This window comes from Rhizobium sp. SRDI943, assembly GCF_057653695.1.
In genome coordinates, this window is record NZ_CM172787.1 from 4,655,606 (window position 1) to 4,677,588 (window position 21,983).

20 protein-coding genes are annotated in these 21,983 nt (G+C 60.7%); 4 read left to right on the forward strand and 16 right to left on the reverse strand.

Annotated elements, in window-relative coordinates; genetic code table 11:
* Positions 1–117 precede the first annotated feature (117 nt).
* The 8 genes from AC245Y_RS23165 to AC245Y_RS23200 form a co-directional block, all read right to left on the reverse strand.
* Positions 118–1,038, reverse strand: a complete 921-nt coding sequence (locus tag AC245Y_RS23165) for a LysR substrate-binding domain-containing protein (protein ID WP_012759744.1) — start codon at positions 1,036–1,038, stop codon at positions 118–120.
* 114 nt (positions 1,039–1,152) lie between these two features.
* Positions 1,153–2,148: a P1 family peptidase gene (locus tag AC245Y_RS23170; protein WP_012759745.1), complete on the reverse strand. Its 996-nt coding sequence runs from the start codon at positions 2,146–2,148 to the stop codon at positions 1,153–1,155.
* A 228-nt stretch (positions 2,149–2,376) separates the two neighbouring features.
* A complete protein-coding gene (locus AC245Y_RS23175) occupies positions 2,377–2,571 on the reverse strand; it encodes a hypothetical protein (protein WP_003544544.1) in 195 nt (64 codons plus the stop codon).
* 521 nt (positions 2,572–3,092) lie between these two features.
* On the reverse strand, positions 3,093–6,014 hold the full coding sequence (locus tag AC245Y_RS23180; RefSeq protein ID WP_017995721.1) for an aminotransferase: 2,922 nt from the start codon (positions 6,012–6,014) through the stop codon (positions 3,093–3,095).
* Positions 6,015–6,127: 113 nt separating this feature from the next.
* On the reverse strand, positions 6,128–7,012 hold the full coding sequence (gene purU, locus AC245Y_RS23185) for a formyltetrahydrofolate deformylase (protein ID WP_012759747.1): 885 nt from the start codon (positions 7,010–7,012) through the stop codon (positions 6,128–6,130).
* A gap of 215 nt (positions 7,013–7,227) precedes the next feature.
* A complete protein-coding gene (locus AC245Y_RS23190) occupies positions 7,228–8,247 on the reverse strand; it encodes an acyltransferase family protein (protein WP_017995722.1) in 1,020 nt (339 codons plus the stop codon).
* A gap of 159 nt (positions 8,248–8,406) precedes the next feature.
* A complete protein-coding gene (locus AC245Y_RS23195; protein WP_017995723.1) occupies positions 8,407–9,699 on the reverse strand; it encodes a hypothetical protein in 1,293 nt (430 codons plus the stop codon).
* Positions 9,700–9,701: 2 nt separating this feature from the next.
* Positions 9,702–10,751: a glycoside hydrolase family 5 protein gene (locus tag AC245Y_RS23200; RefSeq protein ID WP_017995724.1), complete on the reverse strand. Its 1,050-nt coding sequence runs from the start codon at positions 10,749–10,751 to the stop codon at positions 9,702–9,704.
* Positions 10,752–10,885: 134 nt separating this feature from the next.
* Between AC245Y_RS23200 and AC245Y_RS23205 the strand changes: the two genes are divergently transcribed.
* Positions 10,886–12,499, forward strand: a complete 1,614-nt coding sequence (locus tag AC245Y_RS23205) for a GumC family protein (RefSeq protein ID WP_017995725.1) — start codon at positions 10,886–10,888, stop codon at positions 12,497–12,499.
* A 59-nt stretch (positions 12,500–12,558) separates the two neighbouring features.
* Complete coding sequence (locus tag AC245Y_RS23210; protein ID WP_017995726.1) at positions 12,559–12,891, forward strand: hypothetical protein; 333 nt, start codon at positions 12,559–12,561, stop codon at positions 12,889–12,891.
* A gap of 330 nt (positions 12,892–13,221) precedes the next feature.
* Here AC245Y_RS23210 and AC245Y_RS23215 read toward each other — a convergent pair whose 3' ends face one another.
* Both AC245Y_RS23215 and AC245Y_RS23220 read right to left on the reverse strand, forming a co-directional pair.
* Positions 13,222–13,980 carry a cephalosporin hydroxylase family protein gene (locus AC245Y_RS23215; protein ID WP_012759754.1) on the reverse strand — a complete coding sequence of 253 codons (759 nt, stop codon included), beginning with the start codon at positions 13,978–13,980 and terminating at the stop codon, positions 13,222–13,224.
* 32 nt (positions 13,981–14,012) lie between these two features.
* On the reverse strand, positions 14,013–15,161 hold the full coding sequence (locus AC245Y_RS23220) for a DegT/DnrJ/EryC1/StrS family aminotransferase (RefSeq protein ID WP_017995727.1): 1,149 nt from the start codon (positions 15,159–15,161) through the stop codon (positions 14,013–14,015).
* Between the two features lie 285 nt (positions 15,162–15,446).
* On the opposite strand from AC245Y_RS23220, the gene AC245Y_RS23225 reads away from it, so the two are divergent.
* Entirely contained in the window at positions 15,447–16,199 is a 753-nt protein-coding gene (locus AC245Y_RS23225; RefSeq protein ID WP_012759756.1) for a cephalosporin hydroxylase family protein, read from the forward strand.
* 81 nt (positions 16,200–16,280) lie between these two features.
* Entirely contained in the window at positions 16,281–16,859 is a 579-nt protein-coding gene (locus tag AC245Y_RS23230) for an acyltransferase (protein ID WP_017995728.1), read from the forward strand.
* Positions 16,860–16,867: 8 nt separating this feature from the next.
* On the opposite strand, the gene AC245Y_RS23235 is transcribed toward AC245Y_RS23230, so the two are convergent.
* The 6 genes from AC245Y_RS23235 to rfbF form a co-directional block, all read right to left on the reverse strand.
* On the reverse strand, positions 16,868–17,017 hold the full coding sequence (locus AC245Y_RS23235; protein ID WP_157628347.1) for a hypothetical protein: 150 nt from the start codon (positions 17,015–17,017) through the stop codon (positions 16,868–16,870).
* Between the two features lie 76 nt (positions 17,018–17,093).
* Positions 17,094–18,332, reverse strand: a complete 1,239-nt coding sequence (locus AC245Y_RS23240) for a glycosyltransferase family 2 protein (RefSeq protein WP_017995729.1) — start codon at positions 18,330–18,332, stop codon at positions 17,094–17,096.
* The gene (gene rfbC / locus AC245Y_RS23245; protein WP_017995730.1) at positions 18,329–18,871 is read right to left on the reverse strand and encodes a dTDP-4-dehydrorhamnose 3,5-epimerase; all 543 of its coding nucleotides are present in this window, start codon (positions 18,869–18,871) and stop codon (positions 18,329–18,331) included. Before rfbC ends, AC245Y_RS23240 begins: the two co-directional genes overlap by 4 nt.
* Positions 18,868–20,103 carry a class I SAM-dependent methyltransferase gene (locus AC245Y_RS23250; protein ID WP_017995731.1) on the reverse strand — a complete coding sequence of 412 codons (1,236 nt, stop codon included), beginning with the start codon at positions 20,101–20,103 and terminating at the stop codon, positions 18,868–18,870. The genes rfbC and AC245Y_RS23250 overlap by 4 nt, the downstream gene beginning before the upstream one ends.
* Complete coding sequence (rfbG, locus tag AC245Y_RS23255; protein ID WP_017995732.1) at positions 20,100–21,164, reverse strand: CDP-glucose 4,6-dehydratase; 1,065 nt, start codon at positions 21,162–21,164, stop codon at positions 20,100–20,102. Before rfbG ends, AC245Y_RS23250 begins: the two co-directional genes overlap by 4 nt.
* Entirely contained in the window at positions 21,155–21,928 is a 774-nt protein-coding gene (gene rfbF, locus AC245Y_RS23260) for a glucose-1-phosphate cytidylyltransferase (RefSeq protein ID WP_026157534.1), read from the reverse strand. The genes rfbG and rfbF overlap by 10 nt, the downstream gene beginning before the upstream one ends.
* Positions 21,929–21,983 lie beyond the last annotated feature (55 nt).

The following is a 21,983-nucleotide window of genomic DNA, read 5'->3' on the forward strand; positions in this document are numbered from 1 at the left end:
AGGCCCTTTTGCGAATAGAGTGGCACTATGTCAGTGCACACACAATGACGATTTTGTGTGCTCAGTGTAGCCGAAAAAGCTACACCGCAAATCCGCGGGCAATGCAAGCTCGAAGCGTCAGTCTTTCGTCTCGGCGGCACGGCTCGTGCGCTCGCGCATGAACCTCTCGATGAAATCGAGGAGTTTCGTCGCCGCGAAAGACAGCTGCCGGTCCGGCGCGACGCAGAGATCGACATGGGTGCGGATGCCGGTCTTGCCGGCGAGCGGAATGGCAAGGAGCTGACGCGCTTCGATCTCACGGCGGACGGTCAGTGCTGGCAGCAGCGTGGCCGCAGCCCCGCTAAGCACGAGTTCCTTCAGCATTTCGAGCGAGCTGGTGACGAAGACGGGATCGAGGCTCAGCCCTTCCTTCTCGAACAGCGCGTCGAAGGCCTGGCGGAAGCCGAAGGATTGATCCGGCAGCGCCAATGCGTAGTCGGCAAGCGTCCTTAGCGGGATCTCGGCATGCGCGGCGGCCGGATGCTGCGGCGTGGCGATGAGATCATAGGCGATCTCGGAGCGTAGCCGCACCTTGGTGCCGGACATCGGTGGCGCAAACAGCGTCACCGCAATATCCGCCTCGGCGCTGTTGACGGCATCGACCGCCTGCCGCGCGCTGGTGATCGTCACGGTAAAACGCAGCTTCGGATATTTCAGGCTGAATTCGGCAAGCGCCGGCGCCAGCAGATTGGCGACGGTGGCGCCATTGGCATAGATGCTGACACGGCCGCGCTGCAGGCCCTTCAGGTCTTCGATCAGCTGCTGCACATGATCGAGCTCGCGCAACGTCCGGCCGGCGCGGGCGGCAAGCAGTTCGCCGGCGGCCGTCAGCTTGACGCCGCGGGCGCTGCGTTCGACGAGCGGCGCGCCGAAATGATATTCGAGGTTCTCGATCTGCCGGCTGATCGCCGTCGGCGCGACATTGAGGTTCTCGGCCGCCTGGCGCATCGAATTGGTCCTGACCAGCTCGTCGAAATACATCAGCGCCCGGATCTGCATTCACGTCTCTCCGCCATTCGGCACGTTGGGGTTCCGGTTCCGACCCTAAAGCATGTCGCCCAAAAGTGCGCAGCGGTTTTGGGACAACGACATGGATAAAAACAAAGATCTCAGTCAACGACCATTCGGATAGCGGTCGCGCCATGCCATTTGCGCGCCCTCGACCGGAAGGGCGGTCGCCGCGTAGACGCCACGGGCGATCGCCCGCGCCATGACGATGGTCGCAAGGTGGCAAAGCTCCATCAGGCTCGCCATGTCGTCTCTTCGATGCTTGGCCGTCGAAGCGGCAAAGACGGTATCGCCGTCGAGTGGCAGGTGCGCTGGCAGCAGTGCCCTGGCAAGGCCGTCATGGCCGGCGAGCGAAAGCCTGTGCGCCTCGGCCTTCGTCAGCTGCGCGTCGGTCACCACCGCGCCGATCGTCGTTGCCGGCGTGTTCATGCCCTTGAGCCGCATCCGGTGGTCGGCCACATCAGGCATGCCGAGCCCGCCGAATTCCGCGTCTTTTTCGAAAGGTGCTGCCCAGAAATGCGGCCCGTCGCCGATCGTTGCGGAGCCGAGCGCATTGACTGCGACGATCGCCGCGATGCGATGCCCGGTGCTGCTGACGGCGCTGGCCGAGCCGAGCCCGCCCTTGACGGTGGCCGTCGTCGCCCCTGTGCCTGCACCTGTCGTGCCGAGCGCGAATGTGCCCTTGGCCGCAGCCTGCAGTGCCGTATAGCCCATGTCGCGATAGGGGGAGTGAAGGCCCCAATCCTTGTCGCCGCCATTCAGCAGGTCCATCAGGATCGCCTGCGGCACGATCGGGATGCGCACCGACCCGACGGCAAAGCCGCGGCCGCGCTCGCGCAGGCCCGCCTGCACGCCGCCGGCGGCATCCAGCCCGAAAGCCGAGCCGCCGGAGAGCACGAAGGCATCCACGGCATTGACGGTCATCGACGGATCGAGCAGGCCGGTGTCGCGCCCGCCCGGCGCACCGCCGAGCACCGTGCCGGATGCGACGGCCGGTTCGTCGAAGACGATGACCGTGACGCCGGAACCGAGCGCAAGGTCGGTCGCATGGCCAATGGAAAGACCTTCGATATCGGTGATGAGATTGAGAAGATCGGGCAAGGGCGGATCCTTATGCGGGAAGGCGGCCGGTAGGACTGTACTGCATAATTTCTTAAATTGGAATCGATTTAAGGACAAAATTATGCAGCAATTCAAAGTGTTACAGCCTTTGCGCGTTGATAAAGACGCGCGGCGCTGCAATGCCCTCAAAAAACAAGACCGGCCCCATGTGGCGGGACCGGTCGGACATCGGGAAAAGCCGCGAATGCTAATCGCGGCCTCATGCCCTCAGGCATGAAGCGGCTTCGGATGACGGCGGGTCATCAGGTCATGGATGGCTAACCGCACCTCATCGGGCGAGCCGAAACGCTGCTCGTCGAGGTCGTGGACATGAAATTTCACGGCGATGAACTTCAGCCGATCTTCATCGGGAATGACGATCCCGACGGGAACGCCTGCATATTCGATAACTTGCTTCTTCATAGATAGAACTCCTGCCGCGCGACATGCGCAGCCATGGCGAATTGACTTGTCTGGTACCGTTGAAAGGAGGACGAACGTCACATTCGACAGTTCGGGCGGGAGAGGGCGCCCGGACGGTCATTGCCAAGCACAGATCGCCCAAGGAGATCGGCGAGAATATCGATGTCTATCATGCTCGTTCCTTGTGTTGGCGTTGCACTTGAGTGGTCCCGGTAGAGCCCGGGGCCGGTGAAGGCTGTCTTCTATAATCCACTAACTTGGTAGAGATTATCTGATAGCCTGTCAGAAACATATTCCGAAACGTGTCAAAATATCGACGATCCGAAAAAATTCATTCCGTCACAGCCCGAACTTACAGAAAGAAACATATCAGCTCTTCGTTAAATTCGCATGACAGAATCGAACTTCGATCGATCACAGCGGCAGACATAAGAAGCCTTGCTGTATGAGGCAATGCCCCGTTTCATTAAAAATCGAAATGCCTCGAAATGACCGATTTGGTTAATGCTGGAAGCCCTGTGTCACCAGCCTTCTTCGAGCACCTTCTCCAGCATGTCCGCGAAAAAATCCGCGCTGTCGATGCTGAGGCAGAGCGGCGGTTTGATCTTCAGCACATTTTGGTGATCGCCGGTCGGCTGCATGATGACGCCGAGGTCGAGAAGCCGGTCGCAGATTGCAGCCGTCTCTTCCGTCGCCGGTTCCAGCGTCGTTCTGTCGCGGACGAATTCGAGTCCGAGATAGAGGCCCATGCCGTGCACGGCGCCCGCAATCGGATGGCGGTCGATCAACGCGGCGAGCCGCGCCTTCAGATGATCGCCGACCGTCCGGGCATTTTCCTGCAGCTTTTCCTCGGCCATGATGTCGAGCACCGTCATGCCGGCGATGCAACTGACGGGGCTGCCGCCGGTGGAGGAAAAGAAAGTGCCCTCCTTCTCCAGCGATTGCGCAATCTCCCGCGTGGTGATGACGGCGCCGAGCGGATGGCCGTTGCCCATGCTTTTGGCGACGGTGATGATATCAGGCACGACGCCCTGCTGCTCGAAGCCCCAGAAATAGTGCCCGAGCCTGGCATAGCCGACCTGCACTTCGTCGGCGATGCAGAGGCCGCCGCGAGCGCGTACCTGCGCATAGAGCTCCTTGAGATAGCCTTCCGGCAATGGAATGCCGCCGGCATTGCCGTAGACCGATTCGGCGATGAAGCCCGCAAGGCCTTCGCCCGCAGCATCTATTGCCTCCAGCACCGGCGTCGCCATGCCGAGATAATCCGCTGCCGTATCGGGACCACGGAAGTCGCCGCGATAGGTGTTCGGCGAAACGATGGTATGCACCCAGTCCGGCCGGGTGGTTGGTGCGTGCGGATTGTCGGCGATCGAGGTGGAGACGGCGTCGCTCGCCGCTGACCAGCCATGATAGGCTTCGAGCAGGCAGAGCATGTTGCGCGCGCCGCTATGGGCTTGCGCCAGCCGAAGCGCCAGATCGTTCGCTTCCGAGCCGCTGTTGACCAGGAAGACCGCATCGAGCCCATCCGGCGACAGGGCGGCGATGCGTTCGGAAAATTCCGTGATCGCGGCGTAGTGAAAGCGCGAATTCGTGTTGAGCCGCAGCCATTGCGCGCTGATCGCCGCCGCGAGCTTGGGATGGCCATGGCCGAGAATGGTGACGTTGTTGACCATGTCGAGATAGGCGCGGCCCTCGACATCGAACAAATGCTCCTTCCAGCCGCGCTCGATCTGCGGCGGCGCCGCATAATAATTCTTCTGCGGCCTTGCGAGATGCGCCCGCCGCCTGGCGAAGAGTTTGGCGGTTTCAGGTTGCGGCGCATCCGCTTGCGGGCTGAGAAGCAGCGAAGGCGAAGGGCAGAGCACCGACCAGGCCGCCGCCGTGCGCGGCGTCGCAAAAAGCGGCGGTTCGAGACCGGCGACGCTGCAAAGCTGGACGCGCAGCCCGCCGAGCGACGACGCCTCTCCGAAAACAGTGCCGAGCGAATCGCCGGCGGCGATCTCGGCTCCATCCTCGACGGAGAGGTCGAGCCCATCGAGATGCAGGGTCATGTTGTCGCTGGCGAGCGTCAGATGCTGGTCCTTCCAGCCGATGCGGCCGGCAAAGGGCGCGGCAATCGCGCTGCCTGCGGCAAGGCATATGTCGACATGCAGAGCGCAGGTCGCCTGTCCCTTCGCGGTTCCCGCGCGGGAAAGCCGATATTCGCCGTAGCGCGTCGCTGCCGTACCGTTTTCGGTTGCCATGCGGGCAAGCAGCCGCCAGTCCATGTCCGTATTCAGCCAGTTGCCGGCGGAAAAATGCGGGCTCCGTACCCCAAGATCGACATAGGCGATCCCGGCGGGATCGATGTCAGGCAGCAACGGCAGCCATCCCGATGTTTCCGGCGCGGTGACATCTACGCCGGCTGCCTTGAGGATCGCGGCTTCCATGAGATCGAAGGGAACCGACATCGCCGTATCGAAGATCGCCCGCTCGCGGTCGAGACTGTCGCGGACATAGTCATTGTCGGGATCGACCGAAATCTGCTGCTCGCCGCTGGCGACGAGAATGACCGCGCGTGCGACGATCAGCGGCCAGAGCGCCTTCAGTTCCTCCTCGCTCAGCGGATAGATCGCCTGATAGGCGGTGACGGCGGGCAGAATATGAAAGGGGTCGCCATCGGCCTGATGCAGCAGCGAAGCGCAGGTGACGGCGAGATCGCCGACCAGCCAGCCGCGGATGATGTCGCCGAAATCGATCACCCCGTCGGGGATGATATGGCCATGGGCGTCACGGTGGCCGACGACATTGTCGCCGGTGACGTCGTGATGCACGGCCTGTAGCCGAAGCGCCGGCGCCAACGGCTGGATGCGGCGGACGGCCATCACCATGGTCTTGGCGATCCGGTCGCGCGCCGCACTGTCGGTGATGGCCGAAAGCAGCTGCACGGCAACGGGACCTGCCCGTCTGAGATCCCATTGCAGGCTGCGGTCGAGACCGGGATGGTTGAAATCGGCAAGCGCCTGCGCCAGCCTGGCGCAGAGCGCGCCCAGCGCCGCCACGGAAGCCGGCGCTAGATAGGTCAGCTCCGTCAGCCCCTCGCCTTCCAGATATTCCAGCAGCCGGACCTGATAGCCCTGCCCGCGCACGGTAAGGACGACGATCTCCCGCCCCTCATTGGTGGGGATCACCTTCGGAACGCGCGGCGCATCTTGCCGGCTTTTGAGGTGACGGATCGCCGCATTCTGTGCTTCGAGCTCACGGATATCGTAGGCGGCGTGGCAGATCTTCAGGACGTAGCGACCCCTCTCGCTATCGACGCGATAGTTTCGATCCTGCTGGCTGCCGAGTTCGGCAAGCGTGCCGGATAGGCTGTAATGAGCAAGGAGGATCTCTTCCGCATCAGTGGCGGTCACATCGGGGCGCGGCAGCGCCATGCGATCAACAAGCGCCTCGTCGGTCATGACACCCCTCCCGCAGCATGATTCGATTACCTATTGAATGAGATAATCAAGTACTTGCCGCTGGCAGGCAACGGGGATTGTCGTTTGCCAGCAAAAGAGATGCAGGGCTGCGCTCAGCCCATGCGTTCGGAGGCGTAGCCGCCGGGGCTTGCCGGGAAGACCACGGTGCGGTTGCCGTTCAGGAAGGTGCGGTGATGGATATGCGCATGGATGGCGCGCGCCAGCACCTGGCTTTCGACATCGCGGCCGATCGAGACGTAGTCGTCGGGCGACTGCGCATGGGTGATACGCGCCGTGTCCTGCTCGATGATCGGGCCTTCGTCGAGATCGGCGGTGACGTAATGCGCCGTCGCCCCGATCAGCTTCACGCCGCGTTGATAGGCCTGCTTGTAAGGGTTGGCGCCCTTGAAGCTCGGCAGGAAGGAATGGTGGATGTTGATGATCTTCCCGGACATCTTCTGGCACATCGCATCCGAAAGCACCTGCATGTAGCGCGCCAGCACGATCAGCTCGGTGCCGGTCTGTTCGACGATATCCATGATCTGGCCTTCAGCCTGCAGTTTGTTCTCCTTCGTCACCTTGATGTGGTGGAAGGGAATGTCGTGGTTGACCACGACCTTCTGGTAGTCGAAATGGTTGGAGACGACGCCGACGATATCGATCGGCAGGGCGCCGATCTTCCAGCGGTAAAGCAGGTCGTTCAGACAATGGCCGAAGCGCGACACCATCAAGAGCACCTTCATGCGGGCACTGCCGTCATGGATCTCGGCATCCATGGCGAACCGCTTGCAGATCGGCTCGAAGCCTTCCTTGAGTTCGGCAAGCGGCACGCCTTCCTCGGAGATGAAGCTGACGCGCGTGAAGAACCTGCCGGTATCGAGATCGTCGAACTGCGAGCTGTCGACGATGTTGCAGCCCTTGTCTGCCAGATAGCTCGAAATCGCCGCCACGATGCCGCGCGTCGATTTGCAGGATACCGTCAATACGTAACTTGTCATGTCTTTCCCTCTTCCCTCTCCAAGGCCGCCGCCGTGCTTAGATCAAAGCCCGGACCGCGAACAGGCCGGCGCACTTTCATTCATGCGACAAATTGCAAGAGAAACCATCACCTTTGCGCAAGTTCTCTCATTGCCAAGTCTGAAGCTTAGGAGAAGTTGCGCGAAAAACTGTACCGTCAGCGCCGCTTGGATGCGTAATCTCGCCTTCTAGCGTTTTAGGCCGGCGGCCGGCTCGCCACCGCAACCTTCCGGCGGCGCGGCGAGGTGATCTCATGGATGATCGCACCGCCGATCGACGAGAGCACCAGCGAGAGCATCACGAAGAGCACCGGCTGCTGCAGGATGCCGATCGGCAGACGGTCCGCGGCGACCCTGAGAAAAGCCAGGGTGAAGGCGTGGGTGATATAGATGCTATAGGAGCAGTCGCCGAGATAGTTCAGCCATCCCACTACCGGCAGCCTGGAAAAATCGATGGAGATCGCGCCGTAGACGATGAAGATCGCCGGGATTCCCCAGGCATAGAACCGGCTTTCCGGTGGCATCAGCGCCTCGTTGATGAACAGAAACGCAAAGCCCATGGCAAGGGCCGCCCAAGCCCAGCGGTTCGGCAGAAGCACCTTCTGTCCGTAGAGCCAGCCGAGCACGACACCGGCGAGAAACTCCAGCATGATCGGCTCGCCGTAGAACCGGGTCACCGTCGTTTCCGGCAGCAGCCGGCAGGCAATCAGGATGACGGCAAAGACGGCAAACATCGCCGGGATGCGCCGAACTTCCTGTAGCGGCAATAACAGCGCGAAGACGAAGTAGAAGAACATTTCGTAATTCAGCGTCCAGCCGGGAACGACCACCGGCGTGATCGTGCTCGGATCGGCAGGATTGCTCCATGGCAGGAAGAACAGCGAGGCGATGAGATGCGGCAGGTCGAACACCGTCGATTTCAGCAATGATGGAGCGACCAGCGCCACAGTCGCCGAAAATAGCGTCGCCAGCCAGTAGAGCGGCACGATCCTCTTGATGCGTCGGCGGGCGAAATCGATCGGGCTCATCGCGCGTCCGCTCGTCGTCAGCCACATGACGAAGCCGCTCAGGACGAAGAAGATGTCGACGCCGGTTTCGCCATAGATGAAGGCGGTGGCATCGATCGCGGGATTGACCTTGGCAAGCTGCAATACCGCGTGGAAATAGACGACCATCAGCGCCGCGATGGCGCGCAGATATTGAAGCTGGACAAGCATCGAGCGTCTTGCTCCCCAGAGCATGATGCCGAAAAGTGTGGGTGGTTTTCGGACGAAATCATGCTCTATTTCTTTGATTTAGAACAGGATTCAGACTTTAGGCCAATCCGGCCTAAAATCATCCTTTTCTAGGGCTCGCGCGGACAGGCGCCGCTGCGGTCAACTCAATACATCTGCCGGACGACCCTGCCGGATGCGCGGGCTGTCATGGAAGCGCATATATCCGACGACGAACCAGAGGAGACCGGCGATCTTCATCGAGAAGACCGCGGTTCCCCCGATCATCATATTCAGAAAAATGAAAAGAGAAAGTGAATGGGCGCAGCGCCGCTGTGCCGCCGTGCGCCCGGCGGGAAAGAGGCAGACGAACAGCCACAAGGCGATGACGCCGAAGATTGTCGCCGCGTAGATCAGGTAGACATAGCCGCTGTCGGCGAATTCGGCGACCCGGTCGACCGAAAGCCCGAGGATGGCAAGCGGATCGAGCTCCATGATCTTCTTCATCGTCAGGTTGATGCGGCCGGTGAAATTGTCGCCCGTCGCATTGGGTTTCATCACGTAGACGAGGAAGCCGGCGGCGACGATCAGCGGCATCAGCGCCAGATTGAAATTCTTCGGGATCTTCGGAAAGACGAAGTAACCGACGATGCAGGCACAGCAGAAGATCAGCATCGTGCGCGTGTCGTTCGTCACCAGGATCAGCACGGCCGTGCCGACCATCAGCAACCGGTCCCAGCGGCCAAGCCTCTCCCACATCGAAATCAGGTAGACCGCGATCACGCCGCAGAAATTGGCGAGCGACACCTGCTCGAGGAAGATCGAGGAGGAACGGTGGTCGATGATGCCGAAGGAGAAGCGCTCGGGAAAGCCGAGCGCGTTCTGGAAGAGGCCCGTCGTATTGTAGCTCAGCGGCAGCAGCCCGCGCGTATTGGCGAAATAATCGGACGGGTGGACGATGCTGACATAGAACGGCACGCTGACGATCTCGAAGATCAGGAAGATCATGACGGCAAGACTTGCCCAGCGAAAGGCGAGCTTCATCGTTTTCTCGTTGCTCCAGCCGCCGAGCCCGGTAAAGCAGAAGATGATCAGCACGTTGCGGAAGTGATCGATGAACAGCATGCGGTTGAGCACGCTGACATAGATGGTCACGACGAGCGTGAACAGCAGGAACAGGAAGGCCGGCAGATCGGTCTCGTAGATCCCCTTGTGCAGGATATAGATGATGGCGCTCGCCATGATCAGGCCTTCGCTGGCGGCGACATGCGTCATCGAGAGCGGCACAATGTTGTGGTTGATGAAGGCGAGAATGCCGTTGTAGAGCACGGAGAGCAGCCCGAGCCAGAGCACCGTATGATCGGTGCGCGATGCCCTGCCGGCGGCATCGAGCCGGTTGCCGGCGACAGTGCCGGCTACAGTGAATGTCGCTGTCCTCTGATCGACGACCGCCATGCTCATTTCCCCGCGGGTTTGACGGCGGAGCAAATGCCGGCACCGGCTTTTGCCGCCTCGGCAAGAAGCCGCATCTGCGGCCGCTCAGGGCCCTTGCGCGGCTGGACGTTGAACGGCTCGTCCGCCGGCCACCAATCGCCCGCCGCCCAGTAGGACCAGCCGAGCCACACATCGCTATTGCCGGACATGGTGGCGTAGATTTCGGTCAGCCCGCTCATGCAGTCCTTGTCGGTGGAGGCGCCAAATTCGCCGAGAAAACCGCGCTTGTGGTTCTGCTTCAACCAGGCGGTAACGCCGTTGATCGCCGCGACCGCGGCGGACGCACCTTCACAGGTCGGATGGGTGCCGGAGGAATCGGCATCGAGATACTGGTGGACCTCATAGGCGTAGAAATTGAGCGGATCGCGCACACCGAGCATCACCGTGCCGTTGGCGCCGCCGATCACATCCTTTTCCCAGCTGCCCGCGCCGCTCCAGGCGGTGCCCGGCACCAAGATGAGGTTGCGCGCGCCGACAGCGCGGATGCTGCGGATCGCCGCATTGGCCGCATCCAGCCAGTCGGTCGCCTTGATGTCGTGCGGTTCGTTCATCAGGCCGAAGAGAACGCCGTCCTGATTGGCGAATTCGACGGCGAGCCTTGCCCAGAAGTCACCGAAGGCGGCATCCGTCGCCGGCGCTGTGCCGACCTGGGTCTTGTCGTAATAGCCGAAATTATGCGGGTCGAGCAGAACCGCCATGCCGTGCTTGCGGATCAGGCCGACCGTATCTTTGATCCGCTTGAGCTCATCCTCGTCGAGCCGCCCGCCGAGTGCGGGCTGCAGCCGCTCCCAGCGGAAGGGCAGCCGGATAATCGTCATGCCCTTCTTGGCGAAATAGCCGATCGTGTCTTCGCTCGGGTAGGTGTAGTTGGTGCCGTAGATGCCGCCGCGCTCGCCATATTCACCGCCGGACAAATTGACGCCGCGGTAGCAAGGGGCCTCAGCTGCAAGGACCGGCGACGGGGTGAGAGCGGCCGCAAGCAGCAGCGCTGTCAGATGTCGTGTCGTCCTCATGGCATCCTCGCAATCGCGGCAAATCGCAACGTCGGCGTCGCTGACGTTATTTTAACGGTCCGTTAGCTAAGAATTTCTAAAGTATCGGCACCTCGGCTTCAGTCTTTCACGCTGGGCGGGACACGAGTGCGCGTATGAACCAGTATGACAGGAACAGGATAAGCCGGCTCCCTGGCTGGCGCAGTTTTGAGCCGTCTCAGACTGCGCCGGAAGGCGTGGGCATGCGCAGTCCCGTCGTCCGCCCGGATGATTTCGTCCGGCCATCGCCCGAACCTGCCCCGCCCCCCTTCGTGCCGCCGGCAAGCATTGCGGAAACCCGCCAATATGAGCGTCCGGCACCTCAGCCTCAGCCTGCAAGACAGCCTGTCGCGGACGCGCCGCCGAATGCAGAGTCCGCGCCGGCCGCACCGCTTATCGACCTCCGCTCCAGTATCGCCGCGATCTGGAGCCGGCGACTGATCGTGCTGGGTTTGGCGCTTCTCGGAGCCCTCGCCGGCGGGGCGGTGGCGCCGCGCATCGCCCAGAAATTCACCGCCATCAGCAGCCTCTATTTCGATCCGCGCCAGATCGGCCTTGCCGATGCCGGCGCGCAATCGTCGGGTCCCTCGCCGGAAATGATCTCGGCGCTGATCGACAGCCAGGTGCAGATCCTGACCTCGGGCAATGTGCTGCGCCGCGTCGCCGAAGCCATGAAGCTCGACCAAGATCCCGAATTCACCGGCGGCCGCACGGATGGCGCCGCCGTGATCGGCACTCTGCAGAAGGCGTTGGTCATCACCCGTGAGGCCAGCACCTATGTCGTCTCGCTTGCCGCCACGACCAATGATCCCGATAAATCCGCAAGGCTTGCCAACCAGGTCGTCACCTCCTTCACCGAGGAGGAGAACAGCGCTTCGAACGGCATCTACGAAAATACCTCGTCGACGCTCGACGGACGCCTCAACGACCTGCGCCAGAAGGTGCTGGAGGCCGAGCAGGCTGTCGAAACCTTCCGCGCCGACAACGACATGGCCGCGACCGAGGGCAACCTGATTTCCGATCAGCGGCTCGTTTCGCTGAACACGATGCTGGTGACGGCACAGGAAAAGACCATCCAGGCAAAGGCGCGCGCCGATGCCGTCGCCAACCTCCGCGTCGAGGACATCGTCGCCGGCAACCAGGCGGAGGGCGGCGTCACCTCGCCGCTCGTCAGCCTGCGTCAGCAATATGCCACCCAGGCCGCCGCCGTCGGCAGCCTCGAAAGCCAGATGGGCACGCGTCATCCGCGCCTGCAGGCCGCCCGCTCCTCGCTGCAGAGCATTGGCGGCGAAATCAAGGGCGAATTGCAGCGTCTCGTCACCTCGGCAAGGGGCGAATACGAGCAGGCAAAGGCCGCCGAGGACAGCATCGCCAAGGAACTTGCCGTGCAGAAGGCGTTGCAGGCGAGTACCTCCGACAAGCAGGTGGAATTGAACGAATTGCAGCGCAAGGCGACGGCGGCGCGCGATATTTACGAGACGGTGCTGAAACGCTCTAGCCAGACGAGCGAGGAGCAAAACTTCAACCGGAGTAACATTCGCGTCATTTCGCCGGCCGAGCCGCCGGTCAAGGGAGACGGTCCCGGAAAGACGATTCTATTGGTTGCCGGCGTCATCGGCGGTTTTCTCGCCGGTTTCGTCGTCGGCGCTGGCTTTGCGATTCTCGCCGGCCTCTTCAGCCATCCCGTCATCAGAAGTTATTTCAGGAAGTCTCCCGCTGCGGCCGCTTGATGACGGTCGTCGGTTTTCCTACATCGGGGAAGCGGCCTATTGCCGGCAGGAGAGTTCCCATGCGGCCAATGATGATGCTTCTGATATTGCTCGTTGCCGTCTCGAGCCTCGCCCCGGCGTCCGCCTTTGCCGTCGACTGGACGAAATCCGTCGATTCGGGCGTTCAACCTCTTTATCCCTACAAAGGTCTTCCCGGCGTCAAGGCGCAGCCGGACAAGAAGGAAGAGGAATCCTACAATTGCCGCACCGAAACCGTGCAGATCCGCCGCCGCTATGACGAGATCTTCCGTTCGGGCGGCATGCCGACGCTGATGTATGTCTGCGAACGCGACGGCTTCATCTCGATGGACGACAAGGTTCCGCTCCGCGGCCACTATCAGCCGGTGCAGTGAGGGGTTTCAGGCGGTCAGCAAAGCCGATGGATGCGCCTGTCTGAAACATTCGATCGGAAGCTCCATCCTGAGATAGTCGAAGCCGGCATTCGCTTCCGATCGATCGACGATCGAATACTTGACCATGCCCTCTTCCTCCGCGCGCCGCAGCGGCAGGCTTTCGGCTGCCGCAAAGCCCAGCCGCTTTTATAGGCCGATCGCTTTTTCATTGTGGCAGAAGACGTGCAACGCGGCGGTTTCGACCCAAGTCGGAGCCGTCTGGCCGGATCCGACTTGTCCTTGAGACTGACGATATCGACCTGCGCCATGAACGACTATCCCTGATTCCGCTCACGCCTTGCGGCAGACACAGTAGCCGCCCGGAGAGGAGGACAGCACGAGCTTGCCGTTCAGAACCGGATCGACTTCGAAGCGGTCGGTTTCCGCCAGATAGTCGGTGACGGCCTTCAGCGGCTCATTGCCGCGCAGCCATACCTTGGAGCGCTTTGTGAAGGCCTGTTCCTCGGTCAGGTGGCCGATGAACGTGTCGGCGACGACGAGGTAGCAGCCTTCCGTTACCAGCGGACCGTAGGCGCGGCATTCCGCCAGAACATGCTCGTAGGAATGGTCGCTGTCGAGCACCACCATCACCCGGGCCCCCGGCGGGATCTCGGCCTTCACGGCGGCAAGCACGTCGTCGTCGACCGAACCGCCCTGGATCATCTTGATGCGGCTCGACATCGGATGGGATTCGATCGACTCGCGATTATGGGCGCGGATGTCGATGTCGATGCCGACAACCTTGGCCGCGTCGTTGCCCATGGCGGCGAGGATCGACGCCATGAAGATCAGCGAGCCGCCGCGCGCGATGCCGGTTTCGATGATGACATCGGGCTTGGTCGCCCAGATGACTTCCTGGGTCGCCAGGATATCGACCGGAAGCTGGATGATCGGTACGCCCATCCATGACCAGAGATAGGAATAGTCGAACTTGTCGAGCCCGATCAGTGTGTTCAGCGATTGTTGGAAACTTGCCTCATCCTTGCCGAGCGCAAGCGACATTTCCCGCTTGTGGGCTTCGAATTCGAGACGATCGTCCTTCGTGGTCATGACTATTCTTTGTCCTTCGCTGTAGGGCTGTCTTAGACCGACTGCCGCAATGCTGTGCTGTTGTGATAGATCCGCCCGGCCGCCACATCGAGCAGCGTTGCCGCCACCCGGTCGATATCGGCTTCGCTCATGTCGTGATAGCTGGGCAGGTTGATCGCGCGGCCCGGAATGCTCCAGGCGTTCACGTTCTGTGGCCGATCCTCAAACATGGAGAGGCTGGAGAGGGGATAGAAGAAGACGCGCGCGTCGATATTGGCGGCCTCGAAGGCCTGCTGCATCATCTCGCGGGTGGTACCCGTCGACGGATGAAAGACTGCGGTCGGCATCCACGCACCGTTGATCGTGCCGCTATATTCCGGGTTCATCGAGATGCCGGGCAGGGCGGAAAGCCGGACCATATAGGCCGCGAGGATCTCCCGCTTGCGGGCGACGAGCTCTTCGATGCGTTCGAGCTGTGCGCAGCCGATGGCAGCCTGGATGTTGGACATCTTGTACTTGAAGCCGATCTCGTCGGGCCAGAACTGCTTGGTTTGGCCGCGAGCCCGGCCGTGATTGCTGAGCGTCAGCACCCGTTCGTAAAGCGCGGCGTCGTTGGTGACGAACATGCCGCCTTCGCCCGTCGTCAATGTCTTTGTGCCGTGGAATGAGAAAGTGCCGAAGGCGCCCATCGAGCCGGCGCGGCGGCCGTGCCAGACGGAGCCGACCGCTTCGGCCGCATCTTCGATCACCGGAATGCCCGTCCGCCTGCTGATCTCCAGCAGTGCGTCCATGTCGCAGAGATTACCGTAGAGATGCGTGGCGATGATGGCCTTCGTCTTCGGCGTGATATGGCGCTCGACCTCGCCCGGATCGATGCACCAGGAATCCGGCAGCACGTCGACGAAAACCGGCTTGGCGCCGAGATGGACGATCGGCGAGACGGTGGCGACCCAGTTGGTGTCAGCGAGGATCACTTCGTCGCCTTCGCCGACGCCGAGCGCGGCCAGGCCCATGTGCATGGCGCCGGTGCAGCTCGAGGTCGCGATGGCGAAGCCGCTGCCGAGATAGGTCTTGAAGTCGCGTTCGAAGCGGTTGATGTAGTCGTAGCAGTGTGCGCCCCAGCCGGTCGCTGCCGCATCTGTGGCATAATCGGTTTCAAGCTGGGTGATGGAAGGCTTGGTGTAGAAGATCCTGTTTGTCATGCCGCTAATTTCTGTTGAATTGAAATCAAGACGCAGGCGCCCGCCACGACGCTAGTTTTCGAAGCTGGCGCGAGGCTCACATGATGATGTGCCGGGCGAGATCGTGCTCGTGGAACACGAGATTGGGCAGTTAGCCCGAGTGCTACGCTGTTGGCCGTGATCGCTCCAGCCTCACATAAGGTTCCGATGAAAGATGGAAAATGAGACATTTGTGCCCGCTTGCCCTTCGCAAGGACGTCCGCCGCAAATGCGCCACATGTTCAGGTAGGAAGGTTTGTAAAGTTCATGACCACCAAGGATGATAGGCAGGAGTTCGAGGCCAGCAAGCGCGAAATGAGCCTCGCTCTAGGTCGTGACACGGATGTCTTCCGTCAGACGCTCGACACTCTGGTGAGCCTGGACAAATACGACTATTCCTATCTGTGGTCTTGGATGGGCATGCCAATCATCCAAATGCCCGCCGATGTGATGGCCACCCAGGAAGTTATCTGGGCCACCAAGCCAGACGTGATCGTTGAGACGGGCGTGGCGCGTGGCGGATCGATGATCTTCCAGGCTGCCATGCTACAACTGATTGGCAAGGGCAAGGTGGTAGGCGTAGATATCGACATTCGCGCCCATAACCGTCAGGCGATCGAATCCCATCCGATGGCGCATCGCGTCGAACTGATCGAAGGGCCATCCACCTCCGCCGAAACCATGGCGAAGGTCAAGGCGTCTATCCCTGAAGGGGCCTCGGTCATGGTCATTCTCGACAGCGATCATAGCAAGGCGCATGTACTGGATGAATTACGCAATTACGCGCCGCTGGTGACGGATGGCCAGTATCTCGTCGTTGCCGATACGATCCTTGGCCGTTACGAACCTTCCCAGGTTCCGACCAAACGCTCCAAGGTTCTCTTGCCTGGCGATGAGCCCCTGGTTGCCCTCAATGATTACTTGCAGGAAACGGATCGTTTCGAGTTGGATACCATCATCAATGGAAAGCTCGTTCTCTCCAGTTCTCCGGGCGGCTATCTTCGATGTGTGCGGTCCTAAGCATGCCATTGATGCGATCAAATCAAAAATTCTCGTCGATTAGTCGACGTACTTTGGGTCGACGGAGTATGGAGGTATCGGATGCATTTAGGTTCGACATTTTACGACGAGACTGAACTGAGATCCCTGCCGTTCCGGCATCTTGGGTCGAACGTAAAGATTAAAAGAACCGCCGGACTTTTTTTCGTGGAGAATATCTCCATCATGGATGACGCGCGGATCGATGATTTCACCATCATTGTGGCAAGTAGGGAACACGTTGAGATTGGATGTAATGTGCACATCGCGTCACAATGTTATATATCTGGGAGTGACGGCTTCGTCATGGAGGGCTTTTCGGGTTTGGCACCAGGTGTCAAAATCTACACCTCAAGCGATGACTACACGGGTGAAAAGATGACCAACCCGACTCTGCCGCGCCATCTTATTGGCGGCCCTGCTGGGAAAGTCGTCCTCCGCAAACATGTGATTATCGGCTCCAACTCGGTCGTTTTGCCTAAGGTAACAATTGAGGAGGGAAGTTCTGTAGGTAGCCTATCTCTCGTAAATAAGTCTCTCCCTGCATGGGGAGTATACGCTGGTATCCCCGTCAGGCGTTTACGCGATAGATCTCAAAATCTTCTGATCCTTGAGAAAGAACTGCGAGCATCACAGGCCTGATAGGCAAGCTATCGCCCCGCAGAGCGTGATCCACGCGCTGAAGCGGTCGAGATTGTGGACGGCAACCTCGCGCCCCAGCCGGTGGCGGCGGCATCGGCAGCATAATCCGTTTCGAGCTGGGTGATCGAAGGCTTGGTGTAGAAGATCCTGTCTGTCATGCCGCTAATTTCTGTTGAATTGAAATCAAAACGCAGGCGCCCGCCACGACGCTAGTTTTTGAAACTGGCGCGAGGCTCACATGATGATATGCCGGGCGACATCGTGCTGGTGGAACACGAGATTGGGCAGGTAGCCGAGTGCTACGAAATACTCCCGGTCGTTGTCGGCGCTGACGAAGACGGCGGTGCTTTCCAGCGGACTGTCGCTGAGTTTCACTGTCACCTTCACCTTTTCGCTGAGGCCGAGTTCGCGCATCAGGCCTTCGAGCGCGGTGATTTCCGGGAAACCGCCGAGAAGCAGCGTATCGACGCCGATTGCCGAATTCACTTCGCTCACCAGCGTCTGGATGGCGACCATCAGGGGCAGCCTTTCACGGAAACTGCGAATTTCCGGGTGGTCGAGCATCCCGCCCCACATGATGCGGGTATAGAGTTCATAGGCCTTGATGAAGTTCTTGCGCTCCGCCCAGAAGCGAAAGGCGACCGCCATGCGATTGAGAGTGAAGATCTTGCACATCTCGTCATACTTGAGATGCGTCTCGGGCGTCAGGTTCAGCGCCCCGCGCCTGGCTCCCGTATAGAGAAAATATTCAAGCCCGCCGCGATAGCGATCCCAGCTCGTCATGACGTCGTTGGTGCCTTCTTGCGGACGGTCGCGGACGATCGCCGAATTGGCGATGGAACGGTAGAACGGGCGCTGCAGGAAGGAGACCGCGCCCTGATCGAGGAAATGCGCAAGGAACGGGAACGGATAGAAGCAGAATTCCCGCGGGATCCAGGCCGACCGCAGGGTCGACGAGCGGTAGATCGCGATTTCCGGAAAGATGTGGCGTTCGCAGATATACTGGAAGACGTCGCCGAAACTTCCCTGCGGAAACTTCCGATCCTCGTTGACATTGTAGAACTTCGTGATGTCGGTTTTGGCGACTTCGTCGTAGAGGAACCACGGCGCATGGGCGCAGGTCACCTCCTGATTGTTGTCGAGATATCTGATGGTTTCGGCCACCGCATCGGCAATCAGGATGTCATCGTCGGCGAGATAGATGAGGTATTCGCCCTTGCCGAGGCGCAGAGCGCTCGTGACGTTTGCCGCGGCGCCGGCATTGGTTTCACGCTTGTAGTAGCGGATCGGCAGCCCGCGGGCGATGAATTCCTCGACCACCTGCTGCGTGCCATCCGTGGAGGCATTGTCACAGATCACGATTTCGAAGGGAAAGTCGAACTTGTAATCGTTCTCGCAGTAGGTCAGCGCGTTTCTGAGATAGGCTTCGCGGTTATAGGTCGGGATGCAGATGCTGAGTTTGATACCGCTCAAAGGCTTGTCTCCTGGCCGTAGCTGTCAAGCGCGGCGTCGCGCTCGCTGATGATGCTCGGCGTGAACGGCCAGGCGATGGAAAAGGCGGGATCGTCCCAGCGGACGCCACGGGCAAGTTCCGGCACATAGGCTTCCGACATCTGGTAGAAGAGCTCGCAATCATCCTCGAGCGTCAGGAAGCCGTGCGCGCATCCGGCAGGTATGTAGAAGGCGTTGTGATTGATGGCATCGAGCTCGACGGAGGCCCATTTGAGATAGCTCGGCGAATCCGGCCTCAGATCAACAGCCACGTCGAATACCCTGCCGCGCGTGGCGCGCACCAGCTTGATCTCCGGCCGCGGTTGGGCTTGGTAGTGCATACCGCGCAGCGTCCCGCGCTTGTGGTTCTGCGAGATATTGCACTGCGGGTAGACGGGGACGAGACCTTGCGCCGCAAAGGTCTGCGCGTCGAAGGTTCGTGCGAACATTCCCCGGTCGTCGGAGCGCGCGTCGACTTCCACGACAAAGGCGCCCGAAACCGCGGTCGGAAGGAATTTCAACCGAGCACCGTCAGTTCCGGCACGGCGACCGCGAAGCGTCCCCCCCAGGCACCGACCCTGCTGTTGGCCGCAACGACCTCGTTCTTGATGTTCCAAGGCAGGATGAGCACGTAATCCGGCTGCGTTTCGTCCATCTTCTCCGGTGCGTAGATCGGCAGCTTGCTGCCCGGCAGAAAATGTCCCTGCTTGTGCGGATTGCGGTCGACGACATATTCGATGAGGTCGGTGCCGACGCCGCAGAAATTCAGCAGCGTGTTGCCCTTGGCGGCAGCACCATAAGCGGCGACCTTCTTGCCGCTGCGTTTGGCTTCCGCGAGGAAGGCGAGCAGCCCATCCTTGATCGGCGCTACGCGGCTCTGGAAAGCCTCGTAGGTCTCGACCTTGTCGAAGCCGGCGGCGGCCTCATCGGCGCGGACCTTGGCAAGACTGTAGCCGATTGCGTGAACCATGGACGTTGCGCGGCAGGCAAGCACGCGGAGACTCCCGCCATGGGTCGGCAATTCTTCCACGTCAAAGATCTTGAGGCCGTGCGCCGCGAACACCTTTTCGACGGCGAGCAACGACAGATAGTAGAAATGCTCGTGGTAGACAGTGTCGAACTGGATATTTTCCATCAGCCGCAGAAGGTGCGGGAATTCAACGCTGACGACGCCGTCCGGCTTCAGCACAGCCGAAAGCCCGCCGACGAAATCGTTGATGTCAGGCACATGCGCCAGCACGTTGTTGCCGATGACAATGTCGGCGGCAAGGCCGCGGGAGACGAGATCGGCAGCGGTTTCCTTGCCAAAGAAGCGCGCTTCCGTGGGAACGCCGATCTGCCGTGCCACTTCCGCAACGTTCTCGGCCGGCTCGATGCCGAGCACCGGCACGCCGGCTTCGACGAAATGCTTGAGGAGGTAGCCGTCATTGCTCGCCACCTCGATCACCTGCGATGTCTCGCTGAGACCGAAGCGCTTGCGCGCCATGATCGTAAACTGTCGGGCATGCTCCACCCAGCCGTCGCTGTAGGAGGAGAAATAGGCATAGTGGCTGAAGATATCCTCCGGCGGAACGAAGGCATCGGCCTGCACCAGCCAGCATTCAGAGCAGACGAAGGCGCGCAGCGGATAGGAGGGCTCCGGCTTGTTGAGCTGCTCTTCCGTCAGATAGGCGTTGGCGAGCGGCGTCGAACCCAGATCGACGAAACGATGCTTCAGCGGAGCGTTGCAGAACCGGCAATTGTGCGCTGTCATGATACTGTTTCCTCATATGCCGCGATCTGGCCGAGCGAGAAGGCGCGCATGTCTACGCCCTCGCGGTTGGCCTTGTACCAGGCGGCAGTCCAGTCGATTGTCTGTTGCAGGCTGAGCCGCGGGCGCCAGCCGATGGTGTCGAGCGCAAGCGCCGAGCTCAGCGTCAGCGCCGGAGCTTCCGGCAGATGTTCGCCGGGCGCAAGCCGCCACACGTCTTCGACGCAGTGCGCGCGTCCGAGCGCTTCGGCGAGTTCGGAAACAGTGGCGAAGCTTTCGGGATGCGGACCGAAATTCAGTGCATCCGGCAGATCCCTGCCGCGCTGCTGCGTCAGCACCTCAGCGAAGCTCAGATAACCGCCAAGCGGCTCCAGCACATGCTGCCAGGGGCGGATCGCCGCGGGATAGCGCAGCATGATCGGTTCACCGCCTTCGAAAGCGCGGATGAAATCCGGGATCAGCCGGTCCTTCGACCAGTCGCCGCCGCCGATGACATTGCCGGCGCGGACCGTGGCGAGCCTGAGATCTCGCCCTTTGAAGAAACTGTCGCGGTAGCTCTGGCAGACGAGTTCCGTGCAGGCTTTTGAATTGCTGTAGGGGTCCTTGCCACCGAGCGTATCGGTCTCGACGAAGGGTATGCCGCTGCCGTTATTGGCGTAAACCTTGTCGGAGGTGATGACCAGCACGGTCTTGACGGAGGGCGTCTGCCTGACCGCGTCGAGAACATTGGCCGTTCCCATGACGTTGGTCGAAAAGGTCTCGGCCGGGTTCTCATAAGAGCGCCGCACCAGAGCTTGCGCCGCCATATGGATAACGATCTCTGGCTCGAAACGCCTGGAGAGATTAAGAAGCGCCTCGGCGTCGCGGATATCGACGATGTGATGGCTGCGATCGTCCCAGGGAGCGAGCTTGCGATAGAGCGATGGTTCGGTCTCGGGCGCCAGCGACACCGCGGAAACCTCGGCGCCGAGCCGCTCCAGCCACAGGGAGAGCCACGATCCCTTGAAGCCGGTATGTCCGGTCAGGAAAACCCGCCGCCCATTCCAGAAGTCCGTCAGGCCCATAGCTTCCACGGTGCCTTTCCGGAACTCCAGAGCTCCTCGAGCTGGTTGCGCTCGCGGAGTGTATCCATCGGCTGCCAGAAGCCATCATGCTTGAAGGCGGCGAGCTGGTTGTTGGCGGCGAGCCATTCCAACGGTCCGGCTTCCCAGATCGTGTCGTCGCCCGGGATGAGATCGACCACCGAGGGGTCGAGCACGAAGAAGCCGCCGTTGATGCGCTGGCCGTCGCCCCTCGGCTTCTCGATGAAGGAGGTGATGTACTGTCCCTCGATATTCGTGGCGCCGTAACGTCCGGGCGGAGTGACCGCGCACATCGTCGCCTTCAGGCCATGTCTGCGATGGAAAGCGACCTCGGCGGCGATATCGATGTCGCCGACGCCGTCGCCATAGGTCATGCAGAAGGGTTCGCCTGGCGTCAGATGGTCGCGAATGCGCCCGAGACGGCCGCCGGTCATCGAATGCATGCCGGTATCGACCACGGTCACGCGCCAGTTCGGTCGTGTGCCGCCGTGATAGTTGATGCTGTTGGAGGCGAGGTCGACGGTGATGTCGTTGTGGTGCAGAACAAGGTTTACGAAATATTCCTTGATCAAATAACCCTTATAGCCGGCGCAGATGATGAAATCATTGAGCCCGTGATGAGCATAGATGCTCATGATGTGCCAGAGGATCGGCATGCCCCCGATTTCGACCAGAGGCTTGGGTCGGATACTGGTTTCCTCGGCAAGGCGCGAGCCAAGGCCACCGGCAAGAATTACGACTTTCATCCCAAGCGAACTCCAGAGTGTCTCGTCAAGCTCCGGCAGACCGCCCTCGGAGCCA